The sequence below is a fragment of the Chryseobacterium sp. R2ACT005 genome, from assembly GCF_049949215.1.
Classification (GTDB): domain Bacteria; phylum Bacteroidota; class Bacteroidia; order Flavobacteriales; family Weeksellaceae; genus Chryseobacterium.
The window spans coordinates 1,836,531-1,855,363 of record NZ_CP188192.1 but is presented as its reverse complement, the minus strand read 5'-3'; the positions used below and the strand labels follow the sequence as shown (position 1 = coordinate 1,855,363).

The window sequence follows — 18,833 nt, the reverse complement described above, 5'->3', positions numbered from 1 at the left end:
TTATCTTATTTTATGCGGGTTTTAACAAAATTTAAAAATTTTGGCGTAGTATTTGCGATTATAGACGTGTTAAAACTGTAAATAAGAAAATGACTTTTTACAAAACTATGCCCTAGAAACCAAACAAAAGTTTAGTAATTATTTATTTTTTTGTATTTTTGCAGTCAGATTTTTATTGAAAATAACAAATAATGAGTAATGTTTACGATAATATTCTTGGCCTAATAGGACATACTCCGATGGTGAAGCTAAATACTGTTACAAAAGATATTCCAGCAACCGTTTACGCCAAGTTAGAATCATATAATCCTGGACATTCCACCAAAGACCGAATCGCACTTCACATTATAGAGAACGCAGAGAAAAAAGGCCTTTTAAAAGAAGATTCTGTAGTTGTAGAAACTACATCAGGCAATACTGGGTTTTCTATTGCGATGGTATGTATCATTAAGGGATATAAGTGTATTCTTGCAGTAAGTGATAAAACAAAACCTGAGAAAATTGCTTATCTGAAAGCATTGGGTGCTACGGTGTATATATGCCCAGCCAATGTACCTGCAGATGATCCGAGATCATACTATGAAGTTGCTAAAAGAATTGCCCAGGAGACTCCTAATTCTATTTACATCAATCAATATTTTAACGAGCTTAATATTGATGCGCACTATCAGACGACGGGTCCAGAGATCTGGGAACAGACAGAAGGTAAGATCACTCACCTTTTTGCCTGTACAGGAACTGGTGGTACACTATCCGGTTCTGCCAAGTTTTTGAAGGAAAAAAATCCGGATATCAAGATCATTGGTGTGGATGCAGATGGTTCTATATTGAAGAGCTATCACGAGACAGGAGAAATCCATAAAGAAGATGTACATCCTTATCAGATTGAGGGAATGGGTAAAAACCTGATCCCTGCTGCCCTGCTTTTCGACAAGGTAGATGAGTTTGTAAGGGTAAATGATGAAATGTCCGCGTACAGAACCCGCGAAATTGCTTTGAAAGAAGCCATTATGGGAGGTTATACTACCGGAGCAGTAACGCAGGGTCTGATACAGTATGCCCAGTCTCATGAGCTTACAGAGAATGACCTGATTGTTTTAATATATCCTGACCACGGTTCAAGATACATCACTAAAGTATACAGTGATCAATGGATGGCCGAACAGGGATTTGTCAACAACTGTGTTCACAATTATGACGAAGTTTTCAAAACGGAGTTTATTAAATAAAAACGAATAAAATCAAAATACAAATAAAGCCTTTTGCGTGTTCGGACAAAAAAGGCTTTATTACTTAAAAATTACGATACAATGTTGGATATTTTTGAAAGAATAAAAGAAAATCCAGGACCACTTGGACAATTTGCAGATTATGGTGAAGGCTATTTTATTTTCCCAAGATTAGAGGGACCTATTGGCCCTAGAATGCAATTTCAGGGTAGAGAAGTAATTTTCTGGAGTGCCAATGACTATTTAGGATTGTGTAATCATCCTGAAGTAATAGAAGCGGATGCAAAAGCGGCTGCAGAATACGGAATGTTCTATCCAATGGGAGCAAGAGCAATGTCTGGTGAAACAGATCAGCATCTTCAGCTGGAAAGAGAATTGGCAGACTTCGTACAAAAAGAATCAGCATACTTATTGAATTTCGGCTACCAGGGAATGGTTTCTACCATTGATGCTTTGGTGAGCAGAAATGATGTAATTGTTTATGATATGGATTCTCATGCCTGCATCGTGGATGGAGTAAGACTTCATGCCGGTAAAAGATTTACCTACAAGCACAACGATATGGAGAGCCTTGAGAAAAACCTTCAGAGAGCAACTAAGGTGGCTGAAGAAACAGGAGGAGGTATTCTTGTGATTACAGAAGGAGTTTTCGGGATGAGAGGCCAGCAGGGAAAAATCAAAGAGATTTGCGATCTTAAATCAAAATATCAGTTCAGACTATTGGTAGATGATGCACACGGTTTCGGAACACTTGGTAAAACGGGTGCCGGTGTGGGTGAAGAGCAAGACTGTAATGATCAGATTGATGTATACTTCTCTACGTTTGCTAAATCAATGGCAGGTTTCGGAGCATTCCTTGCAGGTGATAAAGAAATCATCAGATATCTGAAATTCAACCTGAGATCACAAATCTTTGCAAAATCTCTTACAATGCCAATGGTAATCGGAGGATTGAAAAGATTGGAACTGTTGAGATCAAAGCCTGAGATCAAAGCTAAACTTTGGGAGAATGTTTACAAACTGCAAAACGGACTTAAAGAAAGAGGATTCAACATTGGAGATACCAACACTTGTGTAACTCCGGTAATGATGCAGGGAACTCCGGTAGAAGCAACTCTATTAGTAAAAGACTTAAGAGAGAATTACGGTATCTTCACATCAGTGGTGGTATATCCGGTGATTCCGAAGGGAATGATTCTTTTAAGATTAATTCCTACCGCTTCTCATACAGATGCAGAGATTAACGAAACTCTGGCCGCATTTGAAGCGATTCATGATAAATTAGTAAGTGGTTACTATAAAGAGCAGGAACAAAAATTACTGCAGGAACAAGGATTAAGTTTTAAACCGATTTAATTTTAAAATAATAAAAACCACTGATTGATTCAGTGGTTTTTTATTTAATACCGATAACAATACATGAAACTTAGAGGTTACGCATTGGGGATTCTGTCAGCTGTTTCATATGGGCTGATTCCGATTTTTATCCTGCCTATCAAACAGGTACATTTTTCAATGGATATTACATTGTTTTATAGATTTTTCTTTTCAGCTTTGATGGTGGGAGGATATCTGCTGTATTCCAGAGAGAGTTTTAAAATCAATAAAAAAGAAGCATTAATTCTGGCAGTGCTTGGGACCTGTTATGCTCTTTCTTCGGATTTCTTGTTTTTGGGTTATGATTATCTTACTGCAGGAATTGCCTCTACTGTTTTATTCATTTATCCGGTTATTGTAGCATTGATCATGTTTTTCTTTTACAGAGAGAAGCTTTCCAAATTGTCCGTAGTTTCTTTATTACTTGCTTTCGTTGGCGTTATTGTTTTATGTTTAAAAGGAAACGGACTGGAAATCAATTTTGCAGGATTGGGTATTGTAATGCTCAGTTCACTATTCTATGCTTTATATATGGTGATTGTCAACAAATCAAATATTAAAGTTTCCGGATTTAAGCTAACTTTTTATTCAATGCTTTTTACCTCCCTGTTCTTTATGACCAAAGCGGTGATGGCGAATGAATCGTTTGCTATTCCATCGACAGAGATTCTCATGAGCTTTCTCATTTTTGCATTTCTCACTACAGTTATCTCCAGTCTCTGTCTTGTATTTGCCATCAAAGATATCGGATCTACTCCTGTTGCTATTCTGGGAGCTTTGGAACCCGTTGTTGCAGTAATTATTAGTGTATTGATCTTTCATGAAAAATTCACCTCTAATCTGCTTATTGGGATTACTTTAATTCTTTTTGGAGTTACTCTGAATGTGATTGGCAGTCAAAAGAAGATAGGACACGTCTAGAAATTGATACAAAAAATAATACAAAAGCCGGAGTTCTTCATGAATCCGGCTTTTTGTATACTTACGCAAGTGTTTTCTATAATTTTGACTTCGCTTCTGAAAGGCTTACCGTTTTTCCCAATGCACCAAATTCATGCAAATCTCCAAAAACTTCAATACGAATAGACTGATCAATCCCTCCTACTTTTAAAGGATCAAATCCTGCATTTTCTATCACTTTTTCAATATCCCCGTCAATAGATGAATCATCCGAAGCATAAAACAATACTGTTTTTTCAGGATTTCCGTTGGATGCTCCGGCAAGATTTCCAGCCCCTAATGTTCCGAATGCTTTTACCAGCTTGGCTCCCTGGGGAAGCGCAGATCTGTTAAGCTCTCCTGCAGATTCTTTTTCTCCGATAATCTTTTTAAACCCTCCATTTCCATCCGGAGCAATAGGATTGGATACATCAACAATAATTTTGTTTTTCAGAATATCCCCATGATCATTGAAAAATTCCTTAAAAGCCCCGAACCATATTGCTGGTATTACAATATCTGCCTCCTTGATCGCCTGATCAATATCCATACTTTGAGCAAAACCGTTGGATTGCTGAGCGAAGTCCGCAGACTCTTCATTATTTCTTGATGCTACAATCACCTCATGACTGTTATTGACCAAATCACCTGCGATTGCTTTTCCAATATTCCCCAGACCGATAACGGCCACTTTTTTTAATGTTTCCATTTCTTTTGATTTTTAATTATTTATCTAGATCAAAATTAGGAGGAAAGTCATTCAAAAAAGGGCAAACTAGTTTAAGAAATAATCTTGATAAATGGTAAGGTGAAACATTAAACTAGTTTCATATAAACATCATTCTTGAGATTGAAACGTAATAAAATAAACGTTTTGGGCATGTGATGGTAGGCAAAACGAATACGAAACTTTCAACTATATCACAAAATTGTAACAACACACAATCGTGGATTGAAAAATTTCAGCCCCGCTGTTGCTAATCCTTATCAGCACAAGTATTATTCTTAGTTATTATTGTTGATAATTGGAGCGAGTTCTTTTTTTAATTCGTCAAACTGTTCTTTGCTCATCATCTCAATTTCCACTAGTTCTTTCGCTTCTTTTAATTTTGCAATCGCTTCATCTCTGGTCATTTTTTTATTTTTTAAAAGAATTTCACCAGACTCAATCCCTAATTCGGTATCCATTACGCTTAAATATTTATTTATTCCAAAAGCTCTGCCATTTATTTCTCCCAGAACCATCACCACATACAGAGGTTTATTTTTACTGCCTCTATGATATGTTTTTATTTCGCTGACAATAACTCTCGTATTTTTTAAACTGTTATCTGCCATATTCTGTGCATCACCCCCCACAGCAGACATAATACTTCCAAATCCAGCTGGTCTTCCCATTTGTATAAATTCATACGTTTTTTTTGAAGTACTTCTTGATTGTGAAATACCCCCTCTTGCCTTATTTCCATAACTCCCTGAATAAGTTCTTGTATTCAGTTCTTCAGAGGTAGGAGATCCTAATATTAAAGTGTCCCCCACCTTCACACTATTTTTACTCGTTGTTATATATTCCTTAACCTGAGTGCCACTTTTAATAGTGTTAAAAAATTTAATATCCTGAGTGTTTTCGTAGGTCAATAAATCAATATTTTCCTGAGCTTGAATATTAATTACTGATAAAAGAATAGTAAAAAAAGCAATTGTTTTTTTCATAATTGTTATTTAATATAGTTGTTTTACTTAATATTTCTACTAACCTGTAAATTTATGTATTACAGAATCAAAAGTCCCATCATCAGTCATCGATCTATTAATTCCAAGGGTTCTTACCTTTCACTTCTTTTTGATATTTAGAAAATATGATGAGATTCTTTAATTAAAATCATCAGTAATAATTAAAGAATAATTTCAGTAAATATCCTTCAAAAAACTATGAAATTGAAGTCCTATTAATTAGTAAATCAACAATGCTGTCGGCTATTTGCTCAAGTTGTCGTTGTATCAATTCTTCATTATCAGAATAAGGATTTGTTATTAAAAATCTTTCATTCCAGTCAAGCGAAGAGATTTGAGAGTTTGCAGTTCTATTGCTATCTATAGAATTTGTCCAAAAAAGCCCATTCACGTTATAAAACATATTTCTGCCATTTGTTATCATTTGTTGAATATCTGAAAGAACTAAATGCGAAGAAATAAAAGCAATATCTGCTGGATGAAAATGATTTTGAAAATAATTATCAACCGTTTCATAGTCGCCAATTTTTTCTTGATAACTTCTATTACCAAAAGAAATACTTTGATACTTTCTTTTTATTTCGGGATGGTTAATATCAAACAGTTTGTTTACTGGTAAACGTTCATAGCCTAAACCACAAAGTCGATCAATTAAAAGTTTCTGAAGTGTTGTCTTACCTGTTCTGTCATCTCCGATGATAATGAAAAGTTGTTTAGATTTTATGGTCATTATATTTAATTTTGTTAATTAATAGCTAAAAAAAATAATGTTTTATTCCTAAATATCGGGTTCACCTATTTAATCGGACAATATTAATTATTTGTTTTAAACATTAATTATGGAAAACCGTAAATAATTCAAATCAATCCCTCTCATTAAGAGTTTGACCTCAACAAAAAATCCCGGATTAACGGGATTTTAATTTCTTATATTTAAATTTATTTTACCTCTACAGGAACTGAGATTTTATCCCAATCCATTGTGAATCCATTATTGTTTATTTTATAAACTAAAGTTTCCTGTGTTGCCGGTAAAGCCTTTGTTTTTACATCAACACGCAAAGCATCTTTAGCTTCCTCATATTTATAAGCACCCCATTGTTTTGGCTCTTTGTTGAAAATGGCAGTCCAGGTTCCGGATGCCTTAGGAATTAAGAAAAAGCTGTATTTACCTGCAGGCAGTTTTTTACCCTGAACGGTAATATCTTTATCCGTTTCAAAAGTAGTGGCTTCATTAGCACCTGCACGCCAAACTTTATCATAAGCTTCTAAACCACCCCAGATTGTACGTCCTTTAACAGAGGGACTGCTATAGGCAATGGTAATGGTTGCATCTTTAATTTTCCCCGTAGCAGTAGCCGGAGGGCTGGCAGGTTTTTTAGTTTCCTGTGCAAAGGCATTCACTGAAATCGTCATTGCAGCAAAAATCATGGTAGCAGATTTAATCATTGTATTCATAATATTTTGTTATTTGGTTATTTTCATTTATCCGTTTACGAATTTACTGCTTTTGGCTTATAAAACAATAACCCGATTGCAGAAAATATAATGACCGCTGCTGCCCCAATTACATTAAGCCAAAGGAAAGAAACGATATCAAACTGATAAACGGCAATGACGGTAATTTCTGATAAAATGGCAGCAATAAATACATTCGCACCATTGATTTTTTTATAGTAAAATGCGACAAGAAAAATCCCTAATATCGGACCGTAGAAAAGAGAACCCAATACATTAACTGCTTCAATAAGGGAACCCATCTGCGTGGCAAACATGGCTACACCAATTGAGAAAATACCCCAGGCTAAAGTGTGCAGCCGGCTATACTTCAATTCGGTTTCCTGATCAGGAATTTCTTTGCTAAATATCAAATGAACATCTTTTAATGAGCAGGCAGCAAGGGAATTCAGCGCTGCAGAAATTGAACCCCAGCTGGCCAGAAAAATGACGGCAAACAGTAAGCCGATCATCCCTACAGGCAAGGTATTTTTTACAAAATACAGGAAAATATAATTGGTATCCGTTTTCTCTGCATTATAGTTTGAATTATTGATCGCTTCCTCTACCCTGCCGTGAAGCGCTTTTACCTGGGTTTGTGTGTTTTTAAAATCCTGAATTGTCTTTTTAAGTTGGGGAGAATGAGTTTCTTTCAACTTTAGAATTTCTTTCGATTCTGCATTAAATTTTATTTGTAAATCCTGATGCTCTTTTTCAAAAATCGCAGCCTGTTCAGGTTGTGATTCCTTTAAATATTGATAAGATCTTTCATTAAAATAAATCGGAGCCGGTTTCAGCGAAAAGAAAGCGAAAAGCAAAGCACCGATCAGGAGAATAGCAAACTGCATCGGAATTTTAACCAATCCGTTCAACAGCAAGCCCATTTTTGCATTGGTATTGTCTTTCGCAGTAATATATCTCCCAACCTGACTCTGGTCAGTACCGAAGTAAGAAAGTGCCAGAAAAAACCCGCCAATAATCCCGCTCCAGATATTGTACTTATCTTTCCAATCGAATTCTGTGGTGATTACATTGAGCTTTCCGGATTTCCCCGCCAGATAAAGCGCATCTTTAAAACCAATTCCATCCGGCATATTTTGAACAAGCAGAAAACCAGCAAAAGCCATGGTTCCCAGAATAATGAGAAACTGTAATTTTTGGGTGTGAGCAATCGCTTTTGCTCCGCCAATATAAGTGTAAATCAACAGAATACCGCCTGTTAAAACATTGGTTAAATATATATTCCAGTTTAAAACGCTTGATAAGATGATACTCGGAGCATAAATGCTGATTCCTGTTGATAAGCCTCTGGAAAAAAGAAATAGCAGTGAAGTAAGTACCCTTGTTTTTTTATCAAAACGGTTTTCTAAATATTCATAGGCCGTATAAACATTTAAGCGCTGAAAAATCGGGATGAAAGTGATACAGATAACAATCATCGCCAAAGGCAGGCCAAAGTAATACTGAACGAAACGCATCCCGTCTGTATAAGCCTGGCCCGGTGCTGAAAGAAATGTAATGGCACTTGCCTGCGTAGCCATAATACCGATAAGCACAATGTACCAGGGCATTTTATTATCTGCTTTCAGGTATGATTCGTTGCTTTTTTGGCCACGACCGATAAATACGCCGTAAACAACCACTACAACAAGTGTAAAAATGAGAACTGTCCAATCTATATTGCTCATGCCCAGAATTTAGTAAACAAATAATAAAATGCGATCTGGAATACTAATGCAGCTGCTAATAGTATGTACCAGGTATTCCAATTTTTAAGTTTCTTGTTCATCAGTTTTTCTGTGCAGATAAAAAGTTTAAAAATAAACGTGCCGCCCCAACATTTCCCGCAGGAAGCTGTCTGAAAAATGCCAACGGTGTATAAATAAAATTACCCTTTCCATATTTGGCATATAAAGTTGATCCCTGCAGAGGTTCCTCATCTGTATCGTGCATTTCAAAAAGCGGTTCGTACGCTGCATCCCATTGAGCAGGGAAATAGGCACCACGCTCCTGTACCCAGCCTTTAAAATCATCCGCAGTAATTTTATTCGGAAAGTTCAGTATTTTATGATTGGGATTTAAAAACGTAACTGCAGCATTTTCTTCGGTAACCCGCTTATTGGCAATACTGAAATTGTAAATCCCCAATTTGTCAACAGTGGTATCCTGATTGGTGTTGTACTGCATCACCAGATTACCGCCAGCTTTTGCATAAGACCATAAAAAAGGCATCCAGCGACCCAGCTTTTTCTCTGTGTTATTGGCACGAACACCCATTACGATGGCATCATATTGTGACAGCTTGTTTTGACTGCCGCTTCCGCCGGATTCATTTACGCTGCCATAAAAATCTTCGTCCTTCAGGACATCTACCTGAATACCTGCTATACGCAGAAAATCAGGAATGAAATCACCAGCACCTTCTATATAACCCACTTTTTTAACCGCTGCCTGAATATCACCTTTCATTACGGTTACCGTTGCAGGCGCAAAATATTGCAAGGTGGGTAAATGCGGGTACTGAATTAATACTTGTTTTTTATTATAAGTTACTCCGTCTGCCACAAAATTTGCATCCAGTTGCAAACGATCCGAATGTATGGAGGCAAGCTTATTTTTAGGAATAATATATTCAATGGTAGTGTCTTTCCCTTTGAGCGAATTTACATCAGCACTTCCTAATCTCTCTCCGTTATACATCAGGTTTAGAATACCATTACTGTACTGTTTGTTAGAATTAACCTTAACATTTAAACTCAAATGTAAATCTTCATTTTCTTTGACTAAATAAACCGGTTGTGTAAATTTCAGTTCCAGTGCAGGAACAATGCGCAAAGCTTCGACAACATCACCACGCACCGGATCTAATTTCTTGAAAGATAAAGGAAGCTTAACCTGAAGCTTTTCCGAACCAATTTTTAAATCAAGCAAAACATTAAGTGGTGATTCTGCCTCAGGCAAACCAACTAAAGTATCATTGGGAACAGAGAAAATTGCCGGGTTCACAGCTGGTTTTGCCAGCCAATAAGGTTCTGTAAGTGCTGCATCAGCAGGAATCTGAATGTCATGCTGAATGGTAATTAAAGAATCTTTTGATAGTTTTCTGTTGATGCTCTCTGACTGACCTAGCCATTTTACATTTTCTAAAACGACAGGATTTTCAGCTCTTGAGATCAGATTGAGCCTGAAATTGTAATGATCTCCGGCAACAGCTTCAGCCTGACTGGTAACCACCTCGCCCATAAAACCGGCGCAGCTTACAATGATATTGTCAAGAGATTTAAGTTTATCCTTTTTTAGGTCTGTATCCTCTAGCGCCATGACCTTTTTTCGCAAAGCAAGCAAAGCAGGTAAACTCTGGTCTGGAGTATTGAAATTGAAAGCGGAAATAATTTTATCTAATGATTGGTCAATATCAGCGTTTCCTTTTGCTGTCCAGGTGTTAGCTACTCCATCAAAAAGTGTTGCTTTTGCGGGTTCACCAATAACGTGGGCAAAATATTCAGTTCTGATCCCGGCTACAGACTGTGTTCCTGCACCCTGGCTTTTATGTAAACTTCTGCTTAATCCTGCCAGTTCACCGTAGCCCATTCCCAGTTGCGCATCATATTGCCCAACGGTAACTTTCAGCTGATTTTCAGCGGTCGTATTGACTCCACCAAAGCGGAAAGTATTCCACAATACGCGTTTTGGCTGCCATACATTCACATATTTTAGTTGATCAGGAAAAGCCGTTTTATCACCTGCCAGCTTAAAAGCTTTTTCCGCAACCACAGCCGAAGCCGCATGTTGTCCGTGGCCTGCCGCAGCAGTAGGAGGAAAACGGCAAATGATAACATCAGGACGGAATTTACGGATGACCCAAACTGCATCAGCGATAATGCTGTTTTCGTCCCATTGTTTAAAGGTATCGGTTGTATTTTTAGAGAACCCGAAATCAATCGCCCGGGTAAAAAACTGTTGGGCGCCGTCTAACTTTCTTGCTTCTAAAAGCTCATGTGTTCTGATTAAGCCCAATGCAGCACCTTGCTCTGTTCCTAATAAATTCTGACCACCATCACCTCTGGTTAAAGATAAATAGCCCGTTTCTACATTTTGGTCGTTGATTAACCAGGAAAGTAATCCTGTATTTTCATCATCGGGATGAGCGGCAAGGTATAAAACTTTAGGCAGATGTTTAAGAGTTTTGAGTTCGCGGTAAATTTCAGATGATTTTGAGGGCCGAACCTGCTGGGCCGAACAAAAAACCGTATTAAATCCAAGGATAGATACAATGATTACTTTTTTGAACATTTGAATTTGCTTTGCGAGGCAAATATAAGTAAATCCTCTTTCTTTCAACCGTAAAAGAATCAGACTCTGAATTTCACAACATTAAATAAGCATTGTTGTTCATTCCTATAAAGCTGTTTAATTTTTTTATTAAACCACAAAGGAGACACAAAAGCTTTTTAAACACATAAGTTATTTACTTTTTCGTATAAGAAGTACACTAAAGTTACTGAAAGTCAAAGCTTTTCATCTTATGTAAACTTAATTGTACGGCATTTTCTAAAGTATTCTAAAGTGTTAAAAGAATGAAGAATTTCCATCAAAGAACTTATAATCAATGAATTGTATTTTTAATCAAAGAACAATTAAAGAATGTGATTGAGAGAAAAATAGAATTTGATATAAATAATTTCATCTGTGATAAATTATTTATATCAAATAGAATATTACTAATTAATTAATTTTTATCAACTATAAATAATTTTCTTTATTATTTACAAAAAAAAGTTATATTTGAATTAACAAATCACACTTTAAAATGAAAACAAAATTTACACAAATCAGTGCTATCCTTATTTCAGGATTCTCATTTGCCCAAGTAGGATTCAATACAGTATCACCAAAAACAACGGTGGATGTATCTGCTAAAAGAGATATTTCAGGAGTGATTACAGATAACGCACAAACATTCGGATTACAGGCTCCGAGGCTTACAAGAGCTGAACTTACTGTAAATACAGCTACCTATGGCAGCGATCAGAGAGGAGCATTAATTTATATTACGGATGTTACCGGTGGAGATGCCACAGGACAACGTATCAATGTTACTGCTATGGGCTATTATTATTTTGATGGAACAGTATGGCAGAGATTGACACAAGCAACAAATACCATAGCTCCTTCGATTTCCGCATTACAATGTACTACAGCTTACTTAAATCCTTCTACTTATACTCCCGGTACTCCTTTCAACGGAAACCTGAGAGTTATCTATAGCCAGGGAAACGGAGGTTCGTATAATTCAGGAGCTCCTTTTACAGTAAATGGATTAACCTTCCAACTAAGACCTGGAACGCTAGAATTTGGGGATGGCGAATTGGTATTCTCAGTGAGTGGAACTCCTACCACTGGTAATGATATGACTCTTCCTATCACCAGCGCTGCAGTTCCTTTCTTAACGGCGGGACAAAACTGTACCGCTACAGTGGGAAATACCAGTCGTGCAGACATTTCATCTGTCGCTGTGATGGGATATCCCACCCTAACAACCGATCCCAATGGGAAACAAGCCTATACTTTTCCTCTTGCTACCCCGGATGGTAAATATTCAATCAGGGTAATATTTGATACCACAAGTGGTACAACCGCTGCAGTTCCTAATGTACAATTATATAATAATACAGGTTCTACCGTTAATCTGTATTGGAATTATAATACCGAATATGGTGGTTATATTGGTTCAGCGGTAACAACAAACAATATTACTTCAGGAGTATGGGGCGGTATGGCAGATTCATCAGTTACCTGGTTTCCTCAAGGTACAGGGGCAGTGGGTAATGCTTACTGGGGGAACGTAGGGATTATAGATGGAGCCGGTGGCGGACCTGAACATAGAAGATATACCTGGATAGACAGTAATTCTTCTTCAAAAACCGCTTATACCGCAACCATTATGGCAGGAGCACCCACTTCAGGCAGTGCCCAACCCAACCTCTCTAAAATATTCATAAAACTAGAGCAAGTAAAAGCACAATAATATAATGAGGCTGTCTCAAAAAGTCATATAATTGAGTTTTTGTCTTGGCTATGTTGAATCTTCGAGTTCTGACGAAGGAAGAATCTTATTAGGAATCAATTATTTGAGATTCTTTATTGCATTTCATTCAGAATGTCATTTTTGAGACAGCCTCATTTTTTATTTATCTACGAAGTAAGATAGATATAATTAAATATGCAAAATATTGCTGCCACCCCGAAAGTATACCATAAAAAATGTGTTCCGAAACTCAACCATTCCTTTCTTATCATTTAATCGTATGCTTTTAAATGAGCTTAAAAATTTTGATACAATTCCCATACTATATTAAGACATTTTGAGGTTAGGGAATCTATCCTGAGAAATTTTTACAAATTTTTCACCAACTACCTGATATTTTGCTCTTGTTTCCAATTGCTTTTTTAGATTGAGCATATCTTCCGGATCAACTCCGTAATTAAGTCTATCATGAATTTCAAGAGATAATGAACTTCCGTCAATATCAAAGGTGATAATATATGTTTTTGGTAAATATTCTTCTGATGATTTTGAATAAATACCCAGTTGTGATTTCAAGAGACCTCCATATTGAAGGCTTGCTTTTTCAACTCTAAAATTATCAAATACAATGTGTTCATTTAGTTCTCCAACAGTATTGGTACTGAAAAAATGCAGATCATTTCCACTTAACACCCAGAAGCAATCTGTTTCAATTCGTGTAAGCTTTACCCCAATCGTGGATAATGCTACATTTTTTATCCCGTCGGTTACGAGGTCCTGCACTTTATTGGCTGTTGACTGGGGAACAGAGGCCGAAGTAAAAGCATCAATGGACTTACCTTCCATCCACTGTTTCAATTTTGAAAAATCCTGAGCCAGAAGCTCTTGTTTGTACCGGTCATATTTAGTTCTTTCAGAATCTAAATCAATTTCTGATTTTGCAGCTTTGTGCTTATTATTCATGATAATCATGAAAGCTACACCTGCAATTATTACTACTATTGGAATTAAAAATAATAGGTTCATACTTTTGGGGGTTAAGTTTTTGTTTTTTAAATATTTATTGGACCTATTTTTTAATAATCTTGACTTCTGTTTTCAGCGAATCTCTTGTTAAGATGACAGAGTTAACCTTTCCATTGCTGAAATCAAATTTTAACAGGTTCGGATAATCTACAATTCTGAAGGTTCCATTTTTCAGATAGAGTAATTCATACTCATTTTTCCCTTTAAAATGTTCTAAAATTGGAGACTCTACATACAGACGGTTATTCTTTTCCAGAATTTTCGTTTCCATTCCCTGTCCATACAGAAAATCGTCATAGCTTCCGATGAGTTGTTTTTTAAGATTTAATGGGAGCTCCTGAATATCTTCATGAATTGTTTTATTCCAATCCATCAATGTGAGAACCTTTGTTCTGGTATAATTCATTACAGGAAAGCGATTCGGTTTCTCACCATTGGCAAGATATACCATCCCATTACCATCTGTCATAGAAGCCAAAATATTGCCACCAACTCCAGTATTGGAACCATTACACGAGAACCAATCATAATTACTATATCCAAAAGATTTTTGCCAGCCATAGCTCCATCCTCCAACTGCATTTTTCAAAGCAGTCACTTTTGTTACTTCTTTTGCTACCTGATGAGAAATCACCTTATTGTTTTTATTGCGCAGCGCATTTTGGATCTCAATGGAAAGCTTAGCTAAATCTGTAGGAGTAGACCATAACCCGGATGGTGCAACCTGAGGCGTGATGGGTAGACCTGTTTTTATCACTTTTCCTTCTTTATCATGTACAAAAGCCACATTCTTTAGAAATCCTTTTTCATTAGGCTGAATCATTGTGGTATTTTTCATTCCAAGAGGAGAAAAGATATATTCTTGTGCCAATTCTGCAATAGATTTATTCAAAGTATCTTCTAATGCCATTTGGATGATTACATAGCCACCACCGCTATATTCAAAGCTGGTTCCCGGTGTGAACAAAAATTCAATTTCCTTATCATATCTGGGAATCTGCCCTAAAAGGCTTTGTGTTATCGTTGGAATTTTTTCTCCTTCATAATGGTCTTCAAATCCCCCCTGACTTGTACCGGCTGTATGATTTAAAAACTGTTTCCAGGTTGGGCTATTATTTTCAGTAAACTTACTTTTTGGCAAATGCCATCGCTTTAAGTATTTATCTATTGGATCATTCAGGTTGATTAAGCCTTTTTCTTCAAGAATATGGCAAAGAAGTGCGGTGATTGGTTTTGTAATAGATGCTGTAGAAAAAGCAGTGTTTTCATCTAACTTTTCTTTAGAATTCATTGATTTTACTCCCACCTGGCTTGAGTATACAATCTTATAATTTTCAAAAACAACAAGGCTGAATCCAGGAAGTTTGTACTTTTCTAATTGGGGTTCAATATTTAAACTATCCGTAAGAAAACTGTAATCTCTTTTTTCCGGAAAAACTTTTTTTCTTGTCTGGCAGCTTGAAAACAGCGCTATAAGAATTAGTAAATAAATGGTACTTTTCATTGTATCGTTTTTATGTTAAAATTTATTTCGATACAAAGATGTGGAAGACATTAAAACTATGCGACCGAGTACATGTAATCGGTCGGATTTATATAAAAAATGAGTACGAATCTTTATAAAAAAGAGTACGAGTAATTACAAACACTTATTTTACAAGCTTTTGCGATAGGCAGTTGGTGTATTGCCAGTATGTTTTTTAAAAGCAGTATTAAAAGAAGATTTTGAATTAAAACCAACTTCGTATAGAATTTCTAAAACCGTTACCTTACTTTTTGAAGTATCTTTTAAAATATCTTTAGCACTTTCTATCCGATAAGCGTTCACGAAATCATAGAAATGCTGCCCTAACTGATGATTGATTAAAAGAGATAAATCCCGGACAGGAATTTCAATATCATTGGAAACATCCTGAATGGTTAGTGAGGAGTTCAGAAAAGGTCTTTTCTCAACCATATATTTTTTCAATTTCAAAAGTTCTTCATTATATTCTTTTTCATCTCCCATTGTTTGATTACTGCTTTTTTCTTCGGAAACAATCTCAGAAACAAGTTTTAGTTTTGAATCAATGTTTCTAAAAAGATCAGGGTTATTTAACGCTTTGAACAGATACCAACAAAAAATAAAAAGAGATGATACGAAAAGTCCGATCTTGATCCATTCCGAAACATTTTGATAATCAGAGAATTTCAAAATATTTTTTAAAAGAGCTACCGCATATAAAATGCTCAGTACAACGGTAAACTGGAATAACCAGTTATAGGAACTGATGTTTTTTCCTGCATAGTTTTCAAGATATAGTTTCTTCGATTTTCTTAGTATTCTAAAAACAGCAATGATATATAGAACCATCTGCAGATGTATTAAAATATGAATGAACTGAAACTCTATCATATTTTGACGATTCTGAATAAAACTCATTTTTGATGCCGCGTCCACAGTATAAAAACGAGGCAGTAAAACAAGATTAACAATCAAAAACGGAAGCAGATGCAGCAGATATTTTGGCTTTAGCTTAAAATCAGAGTAACAGACTGATATGATATAAAGATAAAAAACAGGAATCTGCAGAAAAGCAAAGGTGGTCCTAAACATTCCCAGGTTGGACGGACCGTCAGTTACCATGCTAAACAAAGGCTCACTAATATCTATTGCATTTAATATTAGAAAAAAAGCAAATAAAGAATTACTTATTTTGTACTTTGTTTTAAGGGTAATCAGGAAAAATGCCAGAAACAACGAGATGAATAAAGAGATTATATTTACAATAATTAATAAACTAATATTATCCATTCTTTATTCTTATTTGTTTATTGCTATTTTATTTTTAAATTTTTATTGGAATTCCGAAAGTCTATCAAGGTTAAAAATCCAACAGGTGCAAATATAAAAATTAGATTGACTTTTGTTTGAGTTTTTTTCATCAAAAGTATATTAAATAGCTATCCAGCAGACGAGCAAATTACAAATTGATGATTCTCAACAATATAAATGCAAAATATTTTCAAGATTAAGATTATCCATTTCATACTTTATATTTAAAACGATCTCACTCATCCGGTCTCCCCCACTGAAGTAAAAAAAATATGATAACTATTGCTGATTAGTTGTATCAGTTTATATGAAAGAACTATATTTAAAAACATCTTTTATATTCAAAAATTGATTTATACAACACTTTTAAATATTGCGATTTTCCAGGGAATAATCTTAGGCTTAATTATTTTAAAGTCTTCCCTATTCAATAGCAATTCAAATAAATATTTGGCATACTTGCTATTTGCACTTTCCATTGTCTTACTAAATTATGTTTTTGAAATTGAGGGAGCTTTCATATCCTATCCTTTATTGCGTTTTATAGACAATATCGACTGGGTATTTTTGTTACCCGTTTTTACATTTTTGTTTATTATAAATCGTATTGATGATGCAGTTAAAAACAGGCAAAAAACGTATTTGTATTACATTCCATTTGTCTATAATAGTATTCTTAATACTGCCATCTGTCTTGATACTGTAGCAGGAATTTATAAAATCCCTGAATCTTACATGTATCTAGTCAATATACTTCAAATGATTCAGCTTTTATTGGCGGTAATTATTATCTTGTTTCTTCCTTTCTATTCTTATTTTATGATAAGGCATTTAAAAGACTCACAAGAGAAAAAATGGGTCATTACCTTATTAACCATTATCTATCTGGTGTTACTTGTCTGGCTTACCACCTATATGACTGGTTTGTTTTTTGGATTAGATATTTCCTCTACCATGAGCGTCCTTGCTTTATGTGCAACATTCATCATGCATTGGACAGCTTATATAGGTATTTACAAATATAAACTGGCCAAAAACAAAGATGCTATCTATAATTTACTAAATAATGGTTCTGTTATTACATATCCCGATTTGCAAATTGTACAAAATAGTACACCGCAAGAATATAAGGAATCTATCACCGCTGATAATCTTTATTTTCAAAAACTGGAACTTCTTTGCAAAGATCAGCACATTTATACCGACAGTACATTAAACAGAGAAAAAGTGGCTGAAAAACTAGGCATAAGCGCGGGATATCTTTCACAAATTGTAAACACAATAACAGGAGATAATTTTGCCCATTATATCAATCAATATCGAGTGGAAGCAGTCAAGGAAATGATATCAGATCCTGAATTTGAAAACTATACTTTGCTGACGATGGGATTAGAATCCGGGTTTACTTCAAAAACAACTTTTTATAATTCCTTTAAAAAAGTGACTGGTCAGACGCCAAATGAATATAAAAACACCCTCAAATAAGTACCATTTTCTCCATTTTTAAGCTTTTGAAACCCGTTCTAATTTGAATTATTTGAGTTTTGCATTCAAATAATTCAAATTAATTTTTTATGAAAAAACCCTTTTTACTAGTCATCCTTTTGTTTGCTTTTAATTCTGTCAATGCTCAAAATGGACCTGATGCAAATCCTTATCAGAAAAACAATGAAATTAAACTGAATCTAATTTCGCCATTATCCGGTGCTGTAGAAGCAGGTTTTGAGCGGTATCTCAGCAAAAATTCGTCACTGGGAATTTCTGTATTTAAGGTTTATGATAATACAAGAGAAAAAGATATGAATTACTATATCTCTCCCTATTACAGATATTATTTGGGGAAAAAATATGCTTCCGGTTTTTTTGTCGAAGGATTTGGAATGTTCACTTCCATTGATGGAAAAAAAATATATGCCTCAGACAATCTGACATTCACTGAAGGTAAAGATGTATATGATCTTGCACTGGGTGCAGGTTTGGGATGGAAACTGGTTACAAAGAAAGGATTGGTTTTTGAAGCCAACACTGCCTACGGAAGACTAGTCTTCAATGCAGATAAAACGGATCACAATCAGGTTCTAAAGCTAGGCTTAAGTATTGGTTATCGATTTTAAAATCAACTCTATCTAAAAGAATAAATTATTTATTAAAGTATTTTGAAAATATCCTTGTTTTGGTCACTTAAGGA

General features: G+C 35.3%; 15 protein-coding genes. 6 read left to right on the top strand and 9 right to left on the bottom strand.

The annotated features are described in order from the left end of the window. Positions 1–191: 191 nt before the first annotated feature. The 3 genes from ACPF63_RS08570 to ACPF63_RS08560 all read left to right on the top strand — a co-directional run bounded on the left by ACPF63_RS08570 (position 192) and on the right by ACPF63_RS08560 (position 3,527). A complete protein-coding gene (locus ACPF63_RS08570; RefSeq protein WP_077417123.1) occupies positions 192–1,229 on the top strand; it encodes a PLP-dependent cysteine synthase family protein in 1,038 nt (345 codons plus the stop codon). Positions 1,230–1,313: 84 nt separating this feature from the next. Next, positions 1,314–2,585 (top strand): aminotransferase class I/II-fold pyridoxal phosphate-dependent enzyme, encoded by a 1,272-nt coding sequence (locus ACPF63_RS08565; RefSeq protein WP_175627264.1) that lies wholly within the window; start codon positions 1,314–1,316, stop codon positions 2,583–2,585. Positions 2,586–2,648: 63 nt separating this feature from the next. Continuing rightward, entirely contained in the window at positions 2,649–3,527 is an 879-nt protein-coding gene (locus ACPF63_RS08560; protein WP_426482690.1) for a DMT family transporter, read from the top strand. A 76-nt stretch (positions 3,528–3,603) separates the two neighbouring features. Here the strand turns inward: ACPF63_RS08560 and ACPF63_RS08555 are convergent, their stop codons facing one another. From ACPF63_RS08555 to ACPF63_RS08530, 6 genes are all read right to left on the bottom strand, one after another. After that, the gene (locus ACPF63_RS08555; protein WP_426482689.1) at positions 3,604–4,254 is read right to left on the bottom strand and encodes an NADPH-dependent F420 reductase; all 651 of its coding nucleotides are present in this window, start codon (positions 4,252–4,254) and stop codon (positions 3,604–3,606) included. 296 nt (positions 4,255–4,550) lie between these two features. Then, positions 4,551–5,258 (bottom strand): hypothetical protein, encoded by a 708-nt coding sequence (locus ACPF63_RS08550; RefSeq protein WP_426482688.1) that lies wholly within the window; start codon positions 5,256–5,258, stop codon positions 4,551–4,553. Positions 5,259–5,475: 217 nt separating this feature from the next. Continuing rightward, a complete protein-coding gene (locus ACPF63_RS08545; RefSeq protein WP_180563829.1) occupies positions 5,476–6,009 on the bottom strand; it encodes a hypothetical protein in 534 nt (177 codons plus the stop codon). Positions 6,010–6,218: 209 nt separating this feature from the next. Beyond that, positions 6,219–6,737, bottom strand: coding sequence for a DUF2911 domain-containing protein (locus tag ACPF63_RS08540; RefSeq protein ID WP_077417113.1), 519 nt, complete (start codon positions 6,735–6,737; stop codon positions 6,219–6,221). Positions 6,738–6,772: 35 nt separating this feature from the next. Beyond that, positions 6,773–8,464 (bottom strand): sodium:solute symporter, encoded by a 1,692-nt coding sequence (locus ACPF63_RS08535; RefSeq protein WP_426482687.1) that lies wholly within the window; start codon positions 8,462–8,464, stop codon positions 6,773–6,775. A 100-nt stretch (positions 8,465–8,564) separates the two neighbouring features. Next, positions 8,565–11,069: a PIG-L family deacetylase gene (locus ACPF63_RS08530; protein ID WP_426482686.1), complete on the bottom strand. Its 2,505-nt coding sequence runs from the start codon at positions 11,067–11,069 to the stop codon at positions 8,565–8,567. Positions 11,070–11,586: 517 nt separating this feature from the next. On the opposite strand from ACPF63_RS08530, the gene ACPF63_RS08525 reads away from it, so the two are divergent. Further along, the gene (locus tag ACPF63_RS08525; protein WP_426482685.1) at positions 11,587–12,804 is read left to right on the top strand and encodes a hypothetical protein; all 1,218 of its coding nucleotides are present in this window, start codon (positions 11,587–11,589) and stop codon (positions 12,802–12,804) included. A 327-nt stretch (positions 12,805–13,131) separates the two neighbouring features. On the opposite strand, the gene ACPF63_RS08520 is transcribed toward ACPF63_RS08525, so the two are convergent. From ACPF63_RS08520 to ACPF63_RS08510, 3 genes are all read right to left on the bottom strand, one after another. Beyond that, the gene (locus ACPF63_RS08520) at positions 13,132–13,830 is read right to left on the bottom strand and encodes a hypothetical protein (protein ID WP_426482684.1); all 699 of its coding nucleotides are present in this window, start codon (positions 13,828–13,830) and stop codon (positions 13,132–13,134) included. 43 nt (positions 13,831–13,873) lie between these two features. Further along, complete coding sequence (locus tag ACPF63_RS08515; protein WP_426482683.1) at positions 13,874–15,334, bottom strand: serine hydrolase domain-containing protein; 1,461 nt, start codon at positions 15,332–15,334, stop codon at positions 13,874–13,876. A gap of 150 nt (positions 15,335–15,484) precedes the next feature. Continuing rightward, on the bottom strand, positions 15,485–16,225 hold the full coding sequence (locus ACPF63_RS08510) for a helix-turn-helix domain-containing protein (RefSeq protein WP_426482682.1): 741 nt from the start codon (positions 16,223–16,225) through the stop codon (positions 15,485–15,487). Between the two features lie 768 nt (positions 16,226–16,993). Between ACPF63_RS08510 and ACPF63_RS08505 the strand changes: the two genes are divergently transcribed. Continuing rightward, on the top strand, positions 16,994–18,130 hold the full coding sequence (locus ACPF63_RS08505; protein ID WP_426482681.1) for a helix-turn-helix domain-containing protein: 1,137 nt from the start codon (positions 16,994–16,996) through the stop codon (positions 18,128–18,130). An 89-nt stretch (positions 18,131–18,219) separates the two neighbouring features. Then, positions 18,220–18,759, top strand: coding sequence for a DUF3575 domain-containing protein (locus tag ACPF63_RS08500; RefSeq protein ID WP_426482680.1), 540 nt, complete (start codon positions 18,220–18,222; stop codon positions 18,757–18,759). The last annotated feature ends 74 nt before the right edge of the window (positions 18,760–18,833 follow it).